The organism is Roseibium sp. R5, assembly GCF_055755305.1.
Window position 1 is genome coordinate 90439 of the sequence record NZ_CM146910.1, and the last position, 15941, is coordinate 106379.

General features: G+C 59.1%; 13 protein-coding genes and 1 riboswitch. Of the genes, 6 read left to right on the top strand and 7 right to left on the bottom strand.

Annotation, left to right across the window (positions count from 1 at the left end):
• Positions 1–285 precede the first annotated feature (285 nt).
• Both AC0J4F_RS00455 and AC0J4F_RS00460 read left to right on the top strand, forming a co-directional pair.
• Positions 286–2292: a hydantoinase/oxoprolinase family protein gene (locus AC0J4F_RS00455; RefSeq protein ID WP_133948314.1), complete on the top strand. Its 2007-nt coding sequence runs from the start codon at positions 286–288 to the stop codon at positions 2290–2292.
• A gap of 194 nt (positions 2293–2486) precedes the next feature.
• On the top strand, positions 2487–3401 hold the full coding sequence (locus AC0J4F_RS00460; RefSeq protein ID WP_473025100.1) for a hypothetical protein: 915 nt from the start codon (positions 2487–2489) through the stop codon (positions 3399–3401).
• A gap of 67 nt (positions 3402–3468) precedes the next feature.
• Here the strand turns inward: AC0J4F_RS00460 and gcvPB are convergent, their stop codons facing one another.
• The 6 genes from gcvPB to AC0J4F_RS00490 all read right to left on the bottom strand — a co-directional run bounded on the left by gcvPB (position 3469) and on the right by AC0J4F_RS00490 (position 9467).
• Positions 3469–5061 carry an aminomethyl-transferring glycine dehydrogenase subunit GcvPB gene (gene gcvPB, locus AC0J4F_RS00465; RefSeq protein ID WP_133948317.1) on the bottom strand — a complete coding sequence of 531 codons (1593 nt, stop codon included), beginning with the start codon at positions 5059–5061 and terminating at the stop codon, positions 3469–3471.
• A complete protein-coding gene (gcvPA, locus tag AC0J4F_RS00470; RefSeq protein WP_473025101.1) occupies positions 5058–6404 on the bottom strand; it encodes an aminomethyl-transferring glycine dehydrogenase subunit GcvPA in 1347 nt (448 codons plus the stop codon). The genes gcvPB and gcvPA overlap by 4 nt, the downstream gene beginning before the upstream one ends.
• Positions 6405–6421: 17 nt before the next feature.
• The gene (locus AC0J4F_RS00475) at positions 6422–6907 is read right to left on the bottom strand and encodes an OsmC family protein (protein ID WP_008196197.1); all 486 of its coding nucleotides are present in this window, start codon (positions 6905–6907) and stop codon (positions 6422–6424) included.
• 3 nt (positions 6908–6910) lie between these two features.
• Positions 6911–7282, bottom strand: coding sequence for a glycine cleavage system protein GcvH (gene gcvH / locus AC0J4F_RS00480; protein WP_133948321.1), 372 nt, complete (start codon positions 7280–7282; stop codon positions 6911–6913).
• A 27-nt stretch (positions 7283–7309) separates the two neighbouring features.
• Entirely contained in the window at positions 7310–8461 is a 1152-nt protein-coding gene (gene gcvT / locus AC0J4F_RS00485) for a glycine cleavage system aminomethyltransferase GcvT (protein WP_473025102.1), read from the bottom strand.
• A 184-nt stretch (positions 8462–8645) separates the two neighbouring features.
• Positions 8646–8738, bottom strand: a riboswitch (glycine riboswitch).
• A 144-nt stretch (positions 8739–8882) separates the two neighbouring features.
• On the bottom strand, positions 8883–9467 hold the full coding sequence (locus tag AC0J4F_RS00490; protein ID WP_133948325.1) for a hypothetical protein: 585 nt from the start codon (positions 9465–9467) through the stop codon (positions 8883–8885).
• Between the two features lie 178 nt (positions 9468–9645).
• Here AC0J4F_RS00490 and ispH point away from each other — a divergent pair, with 178 nt between their 5' ends.
• Genes ispH through AC0J4F_RS00510 form a run of 4 tightly spaced genes read left to right on the top strand, consistent with a single transcriptional unit; the run spans position 9646 to position 13030 of the window.
• Positions 9646–10647 (top strand): 4-hydroxy-3-methylbut-2-enyl diphosphate reductase, encoded by a 1002-nt coding sequence (ispH, locus tag AC0J4F_RS00495; RefSeq protein ID WP_133949621.1) that lies wholly within the window; start codon positions 9646–9648, stop codon positions 10645–10647.
• A 5-nt stretch (positions 10648–10652) separates the two neighbouring features.
• The gene (thrB, locus tag AC0J4F_RS00500; protein WP_133948327.1) at positions 10653–11618 is read left to right on the top strand and encodes a homoserine kinase; all 966 of its coding nucleotides are present in this window, start codon (positions 10653–10655) and stop codon (positions 11616–11618) included.
• Positions 11615–12067, top strand: coding sequence for a ribonuclease HI (gene rnhA / locus AC0J4F_RS00505; protein ID WP_055671991.1), 453 nt, complete (start codon positions 11615–11617; stop codon positions 12065–12067). The genes thrB and rnhA overlap by 4 nt, the downstream gene beginning before the upstream one ends.
• A gap of 36 nt (positions 12068–12103) precedes the next feature.
• Positions 12104–13030 (top strand): YegS/Rv2252/BmrU family lipid kinase, encoded by a 927-nt coding sequence (locus AC0J4F_RS00510; RefSeq protein WP_133948329.1) that lies wholly within the window; start codon positions 12104–12106, stop codon positions 13028–13030.
• 13 nt (positions 13031–13043) lie between these two features.
• Here AC0J4F_RS00510 and AC0J4F_RS00515 read toward each other — a convergent pair whose 3' ends face one another.
• Positions 13044–15890: an EAL domain-containing protein gene (locus AC0J4F_RS00515; RefSeq protein ID WP_473025103.1), complete on the bottom strand. Its 2847-nt coding sequence runs from the start codon at positions 15888–15890 to the stop codon at positions 13044–13046.
• Positions 15891–15941 lie beyond the last annotated feature (51 nt).

Consider the following 15941-nt stretch of genomic DNA (forward strand, 5'->3'; position numbering starts at 1 on the left):
TCTCAAAGCAATTTGAAAGACATGAATGATCCTACCCATATCGGGCAATGCGATCTCTGGGCAATCAAAAAATCCCCTTAGACGCAGTCACTGGGAGCAAGACTGTTTCATCAGTCATATTTCCAACACTGCACACAAGCTGCAGTGGTCTCAAACAGACAGTGCCGCGTTCGTTCGCGCGGTTTTTGTTTGACACAATTGAGGAAACGGTATCCATCGGAGCGCTCCATTTGGGACGGCGGATGCTCGCTCCCGATCGAACTGGATTTGGCAGAGGAACGTGGTGTGACATACAGCCTTGGGGTCGATACGGGCGGAACCTATACCGACGCGGTCATTCTGCGCGGTGAAGAAACGGTTATTGCCTCCGCCAAGGCCCTCACCTCCCGGCACGACCTTGCCGAAGGTATTGGAGAGGCCGTCCGATCGGTGCTGGTGCAGGCGAAAATCGACCCTGCCGAGATTGAGCTCGCGTCCCTGTCCACCACCCTGGCCACCAACGCACTGGTCGAGGACCAGGGCGCACGGGTGGCGCTCATCGCAATCGGATTTGACGCCAAGGATCTTGAGCAGGCCGGTTTGAGCGCAGCCTTGAAGGATGATCCAGTGCTACTTTTGCGCGGCGGCCACAACCATGCAGGCTCCGAGGCGGCCCTACTCGATGAAGAGGCGCTCGCCACATTTCTGCAAGATCTTGATCCAGGCGTGACGGCGCTTGCCGTTGCTGCGCGTTTTGCCACCCGAAACCCCGCGCATGAAAACGCGGCTGCTGAAAAAATAGCGGAGATTGCGGGCCGTCCCGTGACGATGTCGCACACTCTGTCTGCCAAGCTCAATGGACCCAAACGGGCGCTCACCGCGCTCCTTAATGCCCGCCTGATCGGCATGATCGACCTCCTGATCGGACGGGCCCAGGATGCTCTTGTTCAGTTGGGCATCCATGCGCCACTGATGGTGGTGCGCGGCGATGGCGCCCTGATGTCTGCAGCAGACGCCCAGGTACGGCCGATCGAAACAATCTTGAGCGGACCCGCGGCCTCGGTTGTCGGGGCGCACTGGCTCACCGGAGTTGATACGGCCCTGGTGTCCGATATCGGCGGAACCACGACAGACATCGCCCTGATCCGCAAGGGACGCCCGGCGATCGATCCCGATGGCGCGCAGGTGGGATCGTTCCGCACGATGGTTGAAGCCGTCGCCATGCGCACGATCGGCCTTGGCGGCGACAGCCAGGTCCATTTTCTCGACACGGGCCTGACCGGCGGCCTCCACCTTGGCCCGAAGCGCGTACTCCCCGTCTCCCTGATTGCTCATCTTGCTCCAGAGAAAGTGGTGCCGGTTCTGGAACAACAGGAACGTTCGGATCTGCCGAGCGAGCACGATGGCCGGTTTGTCCGCCGCATCGGCGGCGCGATGGCCGGGCAGGATCTGAACGACCGTGAGAGCGAGTTGATGGAACGGATCAGAGATGACATTCATCCTGTTTCTTCCATCGTTCGAAACCGCATGGAAAATGCCACGCTTGGACGCCTGATTGATCGCGGCATGGTGCAAGTGTCCGGGGTAACTCCCTCCGATGCGGCCCATGTCCTCGGACTGCTCGATGCCTGGGATGCGGAGGCGGCGCGCCTTGCGCTTAAGAAGCTTGCGCGGCGCAGGCGCGGCGATGGCAAGGTGCTTGCCTCAAGCGCGGACGCCATTGCGCAGATGATCATTGACCAGCTGACGCAGCAGACCGTGGATGCGCTGCTCGAAGTGGCCTTCAGAGAGGAAGGCGGCCGGTTTCAGGACAACCCGCGCACCCTTGCACGCCATGAATTGTTGCAGGCTGGACTTTCCGGCCATGCCGGTTTTGTTGATCTGCAAGCACGGCTGAACGTGGAGGTGGTCGGCCTCGGTGCTTCGGCTCCGACTTACTATCCGGAAGTCGGCAGGCGTTTGCGGTGCCCGATGCTCCTATCCGAGCATGCCGGGGTGGCCAACGCCATCGGTGCCGTGGTTGGACGCATAACCCTGCGCCGCAGCGGTACGGTGACATCACCGGCCGATGGGCGCTACCGGGTGCATCTGGAGACAGGACCGGAGGATTTTTCAGAAACCGGAGCCGCTCTGGACCGGCTTGAAACCGTTCTTCGCGAAGAGGCCGAAAAGGCTGCCAAGGACGCCGGTGCCGTCGGCATCCAGGTCTCTGCGAAACGCGACGTGCGCTCGGTCGAGATCGAATCCCGGCCGATGTTCATTGAGGCGGAGATTGTTGTAGAAGCCAGCGGTCGGCCGCGCGTCGCCGTTTAGTAGCTGGCGCGATTTGTAGGAGATTGACCGTACCACTTTTGGACTGCAAACGTGGACCCGTTGCAGACAGCTTGCGTGGAGGACTTTGGGAGTTTCTTACACCTCATCTGGAAAGATGGAAAATTAACAGAAACTACAGGTTCTTAGACCTACGATCTCGCCCCGATATCTGAATGGATGACGCTGGAAACACAATGCTTCGGAACTTGTCAAAATGGGGGATAACTGGCCTCGCCTTGAGCGGCCTAACGATAATCCATTCTTTCCCGGCAGAAGCTGCAACTGAAGCGGCACCCAAAAACAACAATGGTTATGTTGATAAGCTCCTCGCCGAAATACTGCACCGCACAGATGCTCCTGATGCGGCGAAACTGAAAATCTCCAAAAGACCAGCCTTATCCAGAGACCGCCGTCTTCTGGAGCTCATCTCTGGGGAAATCATTGAATACGACGCCATTGGCACGAAGCCTTCTTGGGAAGAAAACCTGCTGACTATCCGGATACCACTTCGCAAGGGCTTGCAGGGATACCGGCTTTTTTTCATCAATGAAAGCAGCCAGGCTGAACTGGATAAAGCCGAGACTTTGGAGGACTTCAAAAAGTTCTCAACCGGATCCGGGGCACAATGGTCGACAACACCTCAACTGCAAGCGGCCGGTTTCAATGTGGTTGAAGGTGACAACAAAGCCGGGCTTATGAAGATGCTCGCCGCAGACCGGTTCAAGACCTTCGGCCGGGGGATCGATGAAATCTATCATGAATACCACAATGCGAAGGCCGATTTTCCGGACTTGGCCATTGAGAATTCGATTGCCCTGTACATCCCGCACCCGACGTACATATTTGTGACCCCCAAACGACCGGATCTGGCAGCGCGGCTCGAGACCGGGCTGAAAGCTATGATCGCCGATGGCTCCTTTGACACACTTTTCTGGGAGTTCTTCGAGGACGACATCCAGCGGGCCAATCTTCACCAACGGAAGATCTTCAGGATTGCAAATCCCGAACTGAGCGCGGCGACCCCTTTTGAAAACGACAGCTTGTGGTTTGACCCCGAAGACACACCCGAGAACAGCACTCCGGCTGCGGCAGAACCTCAGTCAAATTGAAGGCCTGGCCCGTAGTTCCGCGAAATGAAAAGGCCCGGCAGAACCGGGCCTTTTGTCATTTTGCCTTTTATTCCGCAGCTTCCGGCGTAACCTGTGCTGGTTCCGGCTCGGTCCATTTCAGGATCGGCTTGCGGGCTGCGCCCGTTTCGTCCAGGCGGCGGCGCGGGGCGAGATATGGCGCTCCGGAGAAGCGCTGTGTCTCACCGCGTTTGGCGCTCATGACCAGATCACGCATGGTGGCAACGAACAGGTCAAGCGAGGCACGGCTTTCCGATTCAGTCGGCTCGATCAGCATCGCGCCATGCACCACAAGCGGGAAGTACATGGTCATCGGGTGGTAGCCCTCGTCGATCATCGCCTTGGCGAAATCAAGCGTGGTAACACCTGTGTCCTTCAGGAAGCTGTCGTCGAAGAGAACCTCGTGCATGCACGGCCGCTCGCCGAACGGCAGGCTCATCAGATCCTGTAGACCGACACGAACATAGTTCGCGTTGAGGACCGCATCTTCAGAGGCCTGGCGCAAGCCATCCGAGCCGTGGCTCATCATGTAGCTGAGCGCGCGTACATACATGCCCATCTGGCCCTGGAACGCGGTCATGCGGCCAAACGGCTGTTCGCCGTCGTTCGTGGCAGCTTCCGTTTCAACCAGCTCCAAGCCATCGTCCGTCTTGCGGATGAACGGCAGCGGGGCATACGGAGCCAGCTTGTCCGACAGGACCACCGGGCCGGAGCCCGGACCACCGCCGCCATGGGGCGTTGAGAAGGTCTTGTGCAGGTTGATGTGCATGGCATCAACGCCGAGGTCCCCCGGACGGGCCTTGCCGACGATGGCGTTGAAGTTCGCACCGTCACAATAGAAGAACCCGCCGGCCTCGTGGATGCGGTCGGCGATTTCCTTGATGTCCCGCTCGAACAGCCCGCAGGTGTTCGGGTTGGTCAGCATGATGCCGGCAATGTTGCCGGTGTGCTCCGCGATCGTGGTCTTGAGCGCTTCAAGGTCGACCGTACCGTCGTCCTTGGCATCAATGGAGACAACCTTGTAGCCGAGCAGCGCGGCGGTTGCCGGGTTGGTGCCGTGAGCACTTTCAGGAACCAGAACAATTTCCGGGGTCCGGCCGGCAGCGGTGTGCGCCGCCTTAATCGCCATCATGCCGCAAAGCTCACCATGGGCACCGGCTTTCGGGCTCATGGCGACCGCATGCGTGCCGGTGGATACCATCAGCCAGTGGGCCAGCTCGTCAATCAGCTCAATCGCGCCCGGGACGGATGACACCGGCTGCAGCGGGTGCACATCGGCAAAGCCCGGCAGGCGGGCCATCTTCTCGTTGAGGCGCGGGTTGTGCTTCATAGTGCACGAGCCAAGCGGATACAGCCCGGCATCGATCGCATAGTTGTTGCGCGACAGGCGCACGTAGTGGCGCATGGCCTCAGGTTCTGCGAGACCCGGCAGACCGATCTCGGCCCGGCGGGCGTGCCCACCAAGCTCAAACTCAGGCAGATCGCCTTCGTCGAGATCAACACCGCAGTTTTCCAGAGAGCCCACCTCGAAGATCAACGGCTCTTCCATGTCGAGGCCGCGGTTTCCGGTGAAGGTTTTCGGGCGGAAACTCTCGCCCGCATCTCCTGCCGCCGTCGGGCGTCCTTGCGTGTTCATGCTCATGCCAGCACCTCCTTCAGCGCATCGGCAAAGGCCGCGCGGTCTTCATCCGTGTTGACTTCGGTGGAGGCTACCACCAGCAGATTTTCCAGATCCGCCTTGCCCGGCTCCAGGCGGGAGACCGGCAGGCCGGCCAGAATGCCTTTGGCCGCCAATGCCTCAACAACACCATCGGCCGCTTTCGGCAGGCGAAGGGTGAATTCGTTGAAGTAAGCCGAATTCAGCACGTCCACACCCGGTACGGCACCAAGCTGTTTCTTCAGCTTCACCGCGTTGCCGTGGTTGATCCGCGCCAATTGCGTCAGACCTTTCTGGCCGAGCAACGACATGTGGATCGTAAAGGCGAGACAGCAGAGACCGGAGTTGGTGCAGATGTTCGACGTCGCCTTGTCGCGGCGGATGTGTTGCTCGCGGGTGGAGAGCGTCAGAACGAAACCGCGCTTGCCTTCCGCATCAACAGTTTCACCACAGAGGCGCCCCGGCATCTGCCGGACGTATTTCTGGCGGGTGGCGAAAAGACCGACATATGGACCGCCGTAGTTCAGGCCGTTGCCGATGGACTGGCCTTCGCCAACCACAACGTCTGCGCCCTGCGTTCCGGGAGGCTCAATGAGGCCGAGCGACACCACTTCGGTAAAGACGGCGATCAACAACGCCTTGTGCTGGTGTGCCTTTTCCGCGATCGGCTTCAGGTCGATCAGCTGGCCATAGAAGGACGGTGACTGGACCACCACACAGGAGGTCTCGTCGTCGATCTGGGACAGAATGTCTTCCGTACCCATTGGGTCGGCCGGCAGGCTGACGACCTGATCGCCCGCCATGTTGGACAGACCTTCGACCACGTCCCGGTACTGCGGGTGCAGACCGCCGGAAAGGATCGCCTTGTTCTTCTTGGTGACCCGGTGGGCCATCAGAACAGCCTCGCCGGTGCCGGTGGAACCGTCATACATGGACGCATTGGCAACATCCATGGCGGTCAGCTTGGCAACCTGGGTCTGGAATTCAAACAGGTACTGCAGGGTGCCTTGAGTGATTTCCGGCTGATACGGCGTGTAGGACGTCAGGAATTCCGAGCGCTGGATCAGATGATCCACGGTTGCCGGAACGTGGTGCTTGTAGGCGCCCGCGCCAACAAAAAACGGCACGGATCCAGCCGAGGTGTTTTTTGCGGCCATGGCGGAGAGCTTGCGCTCGACCTCCATTTCGCTAGCGCGTTTCGGCAGATCCAGAAGACCTTTGAACCGGACATCCTCTGGAATGTCGGTAAAGAGGTCATCAATCGAATTGACGCCGATGCGCGCGAGCATATCGCCGCGGTCGGTGTCGGTAAGTGGTAAATAGCGCATTGTCTGCGGCTCCAGATTTACGGTGCGACCGTGCGGACCGGTTCCGGGTCCACCACGATCTCACATTTGACCGAGTTTGCGATGAAGCAGACATCATGGGCCTTTTCGTGCAGATCCGTGATCCAGCTGGGATCGGGATCGCTGTCGGCGACCAACACGATTTCGGGCTTGAGCACCACCTTGGTGATGGCCATCTTGCCGCGGGCAATCCGGCTCATCTCGCCTTTTGCGCTGTCGCGGTAGCTGGCAACGACGTAACCGGCGCGCCGGGCAAGATCCAGAAACGACATCATGTGACACGACGAGATCGCTGCAACGAGCGCCTCTTCCGGGTCAACGGCTGCTTCAATCGAATAAGGCTGAGGCACAACGGTCGGCGAGGCGCTTGCCGGGATCTTCAGACCGCCGTCAAACTGCCAGATGTGGCCGCGCGAATATTTGTTGGCCGCGTAATCCCCGTCACACGCCCATTCGACCACCGCCGTGTAGTAATGCCCCGCCATGGATCAAAGGGTCTCGATGTAGGCCTTGTAGGCCGCTTCATCCATCAGGTCGGCGAGCTGGCCTTCATTGCCAACGCTCATCTTGATGAACCAGGCTGCGCCTTCCGGATCTTCGTTGACCTTGGCGGGTTCATCAGCCAGCACGTCATTGGCTGCGGTGACCTCGCCGTCGATCGGCGCGTAGACTTCACTGGCAGCTTTCACAGATTCCACAACCGCAGCTTCATCGCCTTGGGACAGGGCCTTGCCGGTTTCCGGCAGTTCCACATAGACCACATCGCCGAGCTGCTCTTGGGCGTAGGCCGTGATGCCGATGGTGGCGGTGCCGCCCTCGACGGAGATCCACTCGTGATCTTTTGAGTAATAAGTCGTCATGTTTTGCGTCCGTTTTCTGGAAAAAAGTCAGGCTTTTGGTTTTCGGTAATAGCGGTTGGGCACGAAAGGCATGGCTGAGACCGTGGCCGGCAAACGGCGGTTGCGGACGATCAGCTCCAGCTGTGTTCCCTCGCTTGCGTGTTCGGCGGGGACATAGCCCATGGCAATCGGCGCGCCGACAGTCGGAGCAAAACCGCCGGAGGTCAGAATGCCGATGACATCCCCACCAGGCAGAGCGATTTCCGCGCCCTCACGTGCCGGGGCTTTACCGTCCAGCCGCAGGCCGACGCGAATGCGGTCTGTTCCCTCGGCCAATTCTTTTTGGATGCGGTCCGCAGCCGGGAATCCGCCTTCTTCGCGGCGCCGCTTTTGCATGCAAAAGGTGATGTTGCCTTCAACCGGCGACGTGGTTTCGTCGATGTCGTGGCCATAAAGGCAAAGTCCGGCTTCCAGACGGAGGCTGTCGCGGGCCCCAAGGCCGATCGCTTCGACCCGGTCATCTGCCAAAAGCGCGCGGGCAATTGCCTCGGCCGCTCCTGCAGGCACGGACATTTCAACACCATCTTCGCCGGTGTATCCGGCGCGCGCGATGTGGCACGCAATGCCATCAAATTCCATGGGAGCTGCGGACATGAAACCGAGTTCGGCCGCAGCAGGTGCATGGGCTGCAACCGCCGCAACAGCTTCCGGGCCCTGCACCGCGATCAAAGCGCGGTCATCGACCACTTCGAGTTTGACCGTTTCCGGCAGCTTGGCCCGCAGGTGCGCGTAGTCGACATCCTTGCGTGCTGCGTTCACCACCAGCAGGAGACGGCCGTCATCGTTCGGATCGAGCGGACGGGTGACCATCAGATCGTCAATGATGCCGCCGTCTTCGTTCAACAGGACCGTGTAGCGCTGACGGCCATGACCAAGTTCGACGAAGTTGGACGGTGTCAAAGCTTCCAGTGCTTTGGCGGTGGTTTCGTGATCCGGACCGATAAGCACCGCCTGGCCCATGTGGGACACATCAAACAAACCCGCTTTCGCGCGCGTATGCTGGTGCTCGCCCATAATGCCCAGCTTGTACTGGACGGGCATGGAGTAGCCGGCGAACGGCACCATTTTGCCGCCCAGCTCGATATGAAGGTCGTGAAGAGGCGTTTGTTTCAGATCTTCGTCTGCAACGGTTTCCGCCATGAACGGTCCTCGCGTTAGGGGTTGCGCAGTCCCGAACCTCGCCGCGAACGGTTTCGATTCGTCTGCACCCCCTCTGTCCGAGTACCTGAGAGATTTCCCAGCCAAACCAAACCGGCCTGGTGGTTACTCCTTCGGTGAGCAGTCCGCGCAAGTTTTGGCGCAGATCACTGCTTTCCAGAGCGTTGAAGCCTCTGCGGTCCTTTTGCCTGAGAGTTTCCGGGGCGGTTGCTCCTTCGGCGCCAGGATCTTCTCACCTGGCCTCTCCCGCAGTGGCATTTCGTGCCAAAGACACGATCATCAGGGAACGACCCCAATTTCGCCGCGATTGTGAGTGGCCGACACCACCTTGTCAATATGCGGCAATCAAACTGTTCAATTGCGAAAGCCAGATGCCAATAGGGATGGCCCTCAGACACCTGGCTTAGCGCCGGCGCCCTTCGTCAAAACCAAACTGGATTTTGCTGCCCTGGTTCATCGGAATGACGAATTTCTCATCCACATAGGTCCATTGTTGCCCGCGGCCACCGGCTTCGATGGAAACCGGGATCTGGATCACTTCAGAAACCAGCGGTTTTTGATCCGCATCGGAAGACGCCGGGATCGTCACGCGCAGCGGCAGAACAACATCGCCACCTCTCCACGCCGGTCCTGGCGTTACGTCACCTGTGAACCCGAGCTTCAAACGGCGCTGGCCGTCGGCTTCTTGGGAACAGCTGACCGCCGAATCCTCAACCAGAGCCTGGTAGATCAGGCCATCGCGCTCGCCGTCCTTGCCCCTTACAAATTCACGGATAAGGTGGGAATTTGTTTTCATCTGCAGCGGCGGGCACGGCACTGGCGGTGCAAATGTCTCGCGGGAGACCTGAACCGGTTCCGCACCGCCCGAAATCACGTTCTCCGCGATATCTCCGGTTGCGCCGCATCCTGTCAGAAAAGCGGCACATAATGCGACCGAAACCGTGGTCTTGCTGTTGACATGAGACAGTGCCTGGAACGCCTTGAACATCGTGGACCTGTTGCAAACTATGTATTTGGCGCAGCTTCATAGCAGTTGACCGGCCACTTGGCGAGATGGCGGTGGGTATTTGTTGGCCCTGCACCTATATCAGAAAGCACGTCAACCGGGTTGACAGAACAGCGTCACAAGCCCTTATTGCGCCAAAGCAGGCTTTTCAATGAGCACCATGACACAGACCGCGACTAACAAACCATCTCTGGAGATCAAGCTGTGCGCCCCGCGAGGGTTTTGCGCAGGTGTTGACCGGGCAATTCAGATTGTCGAACTGGCCCTTCAAAAGTACGGCCAGCCCGTTTATGTCCGCCATGAGATCGTGCACAACAAATATGTCGTGGACGGACTGAAAGCTAAAGGCGCGGTCTTTGTTGAAGAGCTGGATGAGATCCCGGCGGAGCACGCCGAGCGCCCAGTGATTTTTTCCGCACATGGCGTGCCGAAATCCGTGCCTGCCGATGCCCAGCAACGCAACATGTTTTACCTGGACGCGACCTGTCCGCTGGTTTCCAAGGTGCACAAGGAAGCCGAGATCCATTTCCGGCGTGAGCGCGACATTCTCCTGATTGGCCACGCCGGGCACCCGGAAGTGATCGGCACGATGGGACAGCTCCCGGAAGGCACAGTTACACTGATCGAGACCGAAGACGACGCACGGCGGTTCGAACGCGAGAGCAGCGACCGCCCGCTCGCCTACATCACGCAGACCACGTTGTCCGTTGATGATACCGCAGGGATTGTCTCCGTCCTTCAGGACCGGTTTCCGGACATTGTCGCCCCACATAAGGAAGACATCTGCTACGCCACCACCAACCGCCAGGAAGCGGTGAAACATGTGGCCCCGGGTGTTGAGGCCATGATTGTGGTTGGCGCGCCCAATTCATCAAACTCGCAAAGACTGCGGGAAGTCGCCGAGCGGGAAGGCTGCCGGGTTGCTGTCCTCTTGCAACGGGCTGATGAGATCAACTGGGCAGATTTTGAGGGCGTTACCAGCCTTGGCCTGACAGCCGGAGCCTCTGCGCCTGAAACACTGGTTGAAGAGATCATTAGCGCGTTTGACGCGCGTTTCGACGTCACTGTCGAGATCGTACGGACGGCCGAAGAGACCATCGCCTTTAACCTGCCGCGCGAACTGCGGGACATGCCCGTCCAAACTGAAAAAGCCACCGGATAACAAGAATGGCCGTTTATACGGAAGTCAGCGATGAAGAGCTGAACGCCTTCATCGCACAGTATGATGTCGGGCAGCTTCTGTCCTACAAGGGCATCGCTGAAGGCGTTGAAAACAGCAACTATCTCGTTCAGACCGACACGGCCTATTTCATCCTCACCCTCTATGAAAAGCGGGTGAACCCTGACGACCTGCCTTTCTTTTTGAAGCTCAAGGAACACTTGGCCGGCAAGGGCCTCTCCTGCCCCACTCCGGTCGCTTCGCGAGACGGTGAGCTTCTTGGCACGCTTGCCGGGCGGCCTGCGGCCCTCGTCACGTTTCTTCAAGGAATGTCGGTCAAGCGGCCGCGTCCGGAACACTGCGAGGAACTCGGCAAGGCCATGGCCTCCATGCACCTGGCTGGGGCCGATTATGAACTGACCCGCAAGAACGCACTGGACCTGAACGGTTGGCGACCGCTGTTTGAACAAAGCCAAGACCGCTGCGACACCGTTCATCCGGGACTGGGCGCAGAGATCACCACTGAGCTGGACTTCCTTGAGAAAAACTGGCCGAAGGATCTCCCAGCTGGCGTTATCCATGCCGATCTCTTCACGGACAATGTGTTCTTCCTGAACGACCGCCTGTCCGGCCTTATCGACTTTTATTTCGCGTGCAATGACGCCCTCGCCTACGACATCGCCATCTGCCTCAACGCCTGGTGTTTTGAGCAAGATCTGGCATTCAATGTCACCAAGGCCAAGGCCATGCTCAAAGGGTACACATCCGTGCGTCCGCTGACTGCTGCCGAGTTTGACGCATTGCCCGTACTTTGCCGTGGAGCTGCGCTGCGATTCCTGCTGACACGTCTTTATGATTGGCTGAGTGTTCCTGAAGGCGCGCTTGTTACCCCGAAGGACCCAATGGAATACCTGAAAAAACTGCGGTTCCACCAAACCGTCGACAGCGCCAACGCATACGGGCTTGAAGGATGAGCCAGGAAAATCGCGTGACGATTTACACGGATGGTGCCTGTTCTGGAAATCCCGGCCCGGGCGGCTGGGGTGTCATCATGCGCTTCGGCGAACATGAGCGTGAACTGAAGGGTGGCGAGGCTGAGACCACCAACAACCGCATGGAACTGACAGCGGCGATCGAAGCGCTGAACGCCCTGAAGCGCCCGTGCGCCGTCGATCTTTATACCGACAGCACCTATGTGCGCAGCGGTATCAGCGAGTGGATGTACGGCTGGAAGCGGAAGAACTGGAAGACGGCCGCGAACAAGCCCGTCAAGAATGCGGATTTGTGGCAGGCTTTGGACGCAGCCCGCGAACGCCATGATGTCACCTGGCACTGGGTCAAAGGCCATGCGGGCCACCCGGACAACGAGCGCGCAGACGAATTGGCGCGCGGCGGTATGGAACCGTTCAAGAAAAACAGTTAAGCACTCAGCGTCGCTGCCAAAGAGCAAGGATTTCGGGTGATCGATTCGCTGCAGACCGCTCCGGTTTTATCCGGAGTTGAGGCCCCGGAGACGGCTGGCCTCGTGCTTATCATGGCCAACCCGACATCGGGCGGCTACAACAGCCAAAAATTGCAGGATGTCAAAGGCCATCTCGAAGCTGCCGGCTGCCGGGTTGATCTGCGTTTGACAACCCATGCCGGTGAGATCGGCGAGGTGTGTGCCGCACCCGGATTGGCTGCGGAAACGTTGATCATTGCCGGTGGCGACGGATCGGTCAACGAAGCCCTTACGGGGCTGCAGCACAAAAAACGCGTCCCCAACCTGGCGATCATCCCCTTTGGGACCGCGAACGTTCTGGCACTCGAGCTTGGCCTGCCGAAAGGCGCTAAAGAGATTGCCCGGATGATCCTGAACAAGCGCACCAAACCGCTGCACTATGGTCTGGCCAATGATCGTCCGTTTGTTCTGATGGCATCGGCCGGATTTGACGCCGAAGTTGTCCACGCGGTCCCGCTGGACCTGAAGCGGCGCTTGAAGAAATTTGCCTATGTGATCACCGCGATCCGGATCGGGCTGACACGCAAGGCGACGCCGCTGACGATCTCCCTGGACGGCGCTGCGCCGGTTGACGGGCGCTTTGCCGTTGCCAGCAATGCCCGGCATTACGGCGGCCCGTTTGTCATCTGCCCAGGCGGTGCGACAGATCCTGGTTTGCATATGCTGATATTGGAGCGCGACGACCCCTGGTCCTCGATCCGATACAGCATCGCGTTGATGCTGGGCAGGATCTCCAAAGCCAAGGGCGCGACTGTTCAAGCCTTCCAGGAAGCGATTATTTCCAGTCCGGGACAAGTTGCCGCGCAAGTGGATGGTGATCCGTACGCGGTGACCCCGCTGCACATTCAGGCCGCGGCAAATTCGGTTCCGATTCTTGTTCCCTAACGGCTGAGGCTGTTTACGCCGAAGCGGCCTCCGCCACCGGCATTTTCCGCAGCATCTTCGTGGCCTCCGCGGCTGATACGGCTTCGCCGAAATAGAACCCTTGTGCGTATTGGCAGCCAAGCTGGAACAGCTCCAGCGCGTCGTTTTCGCTCTCCGCGCCCTCGGCGACCACAGACATGCCGAGGTCGTGACCCATGGCGACGATCGTGCGCAACAGTACCGGACGCGCGGCAGACCCATCGGGTTTGACGAAGGCCTGGTCGATCTTGATCGTGTCGAACGGGAACCGCTGCAGATAGGACAGCGATGAATGGCCCGTGCCAAAATCGTCTAGGGACAAGCCGGCACCCAGGCTGCGCAACCGCTCCAGAACCTTTGCCGAATACTCCGGATTGGACATGACGAGTGATTCCGTCAGCTCCAGCTTCAGCGTCCCGACCTCCAGCGAGTTCCGGGAAAGGATCGCCTTCACATCATTGATCAGATCCTGCTTCAAAAGCTGCCGGGAAGACAGGTTCACGGACGTAAACAAAGGACGCGGCATCGGAAATTCGCGCTGCCAGAAGGCCAGCTGACTGGCGCCCTTGTCGAGCATGTACATGCCAAGGTCGTTGATCAGACCCGATTGCTCGGCAATCGGAATAAACTCGGCTGGTGAAATCTTGCCACGCTTCGGATGGTTCCAGCGCGCCAACACTTCAAACCCGGCAATCGCCTGATCTTCCAGCCGTATGATCGGTTGGAAGAAGACACCGAGTGTCTCCTTTTTTATCGCTTCGCGCAGGTCTGCTTCCAGGTCCACAATGTTTTTACCCAGTGGACGCAGGATCGGCCGGTAAACTTCCTGGCGGTCACCCCCGAGGCGCTTGGCGTGGTTCAGCGCTATTTCGGCGTTAGTCAGCATGTCCTCAACCGCCTGCTTGCCGCCTTCAAAGAAGGCAATGCCAACAGAGCAGGTCAGGAAGATTTCGCGGTCGCTAAAGGTGATGGGCGCGCGCACAGCCTTGCGCAGCGCATCGGCCAAGGCAACGATCCGGTCCGGCTCATTCTCTGACAAGAGCACCAGACCGTACTGGTCACTGGACAGGCGTCCCAACGTGTCCTGCTGGCCAATCAAACGGCCCAGGCGCCGTGCCACGGTCAACAAAATGCTGTCGCCGGCGGAAAGGCCAATACTGTCATTGACCTGCTTGAAGCGGTCCAGGTTGATGACGAGCACGGTTGGTTTGGTTGTCTCTTCCGCCTGAGCCCGCACCGCGCTGGTTTGCAAGCGATCAACAAACAATTCGCGGTTTGGAAGGCCGGTCAGATTGTCGTGGACAGCATCGTGCAACAGGCGCTCTTCAGCGGTACGTTCTTCGGTGACATCGAGCATCGTGCCGACGCAGCGGATAACTTCGCCATCCGCGCCCACAATCGGCCGCGCGCGCAGGCGGAACCACCGGAAGTGACCGTCCTCAGACCGCAAGCGGAACGTCTGCTGGATCTTGCCGCGTCGCTGATCAATAACCGCGTCGAGCGTTGCCCGGAACCTGTCCCTGTCTTGCGGGTGCAAGATCTCCAGCCAGTCCCGCGCAGGTCCCTCCAAGGTGCCGTGCTTGAGATTCAAAAGATCTTCGACTTCGTTGCCCGTGTAGATCTTATCGCGGTCGATGTCCCAATCCCAGATGATGTCTCCAGCACCGGTGAGCGCCAGCGCCTTGCGCTCGACATCAGAGATGAGCCCTTGAGCAATTGCACCACCTGCAAAGGCATGCTGCATGACCGTGAAACCGATCAGCAGAACAATCAGAACCAGTCCACCACCCAGCGCCGGCTGGACGATGTCGTTCGACAGACGGCCTGTCACCGTCATGGCCGCACCAATCAGCCAGGCGATCAGCAAACACCATGTCGGGATCAACAAGATCGCGCGGTCATAGTGTTGATACGCCAGCACAGCTATTGTGACGAACCCCAGAACACCGATGATGCCCAGAGACAGACGGGCAATACCGGCTGCAATCGACGGATCCCACACCGCAACACCAAGCAGCCCCAATAGTAGGATCAAGGTCGTCAGCGCCAGGTGGGAATAGTGGATGTTCCAGCGGTTCAGGTTCAAATAGGCGTAGAGAAAGATGATCAAGCTTGCGGCCAGCATGACTTCCGCCGAGGCCCGGGCCAGCTGGCTGCTGCCGCCTTCCAGCTTGAAGACCATGCCCCAGAAGCCGAAATCAATGCAGAGATAAGCGAGGACCGACCAGGCCAAAGCCGCCGTCGCCGGAAACATGACCGTGCCCTTGACCACGAACAAGATCGTCAGGAAGAGGGCGAGCAGGCCCGAGATGCCAAGAATGATGCCGCGATACAATGAATAGGCGTTGACCGTTTCCTTGTAGACATCCGGTTCCCAAACCCGGATTTCCGGCAAGTTCGGCGTTGTCAGTTCAGCCACGAAGGTGACGACAGAACCGGGGTCCAAAGTAACCAGGAAGATATCGGCTTCTAGGCTCTTCTGGCGGGATGGCGCGATCCCCTGGCTCGGGGTAATGCTTGCAATCCGTGAGGATCCGAGATCCGGCCAGAAGAGATCGGACCCCACAAACTTGTAGTTCGGTGCAACGATCAGGCGGTCGACCTGTTCATCACTGGTGTTGGCAAGTGCGAAGACAGCCCAGTTGGTGTTTTCCCCGCTGCGCGATGGCACTTCGATCCGCCGAACAATTCCGTCCGCACCCGGCGCGGTTGACACCTGCAAACGGGTTCCGGCGTCCCGGTGCATATCAATCGCGTTGGTGATGTCCAGCGCCTCAATATCCAAGGGCACCGAAATCGGCTCGAGCGCACGGGCGGCCTGCGGCGCAACGAAAAGCATCATTGCGGCGGCCACTAAAATGGCGCTTCGGATCAGATTGAAAATATGGACCGG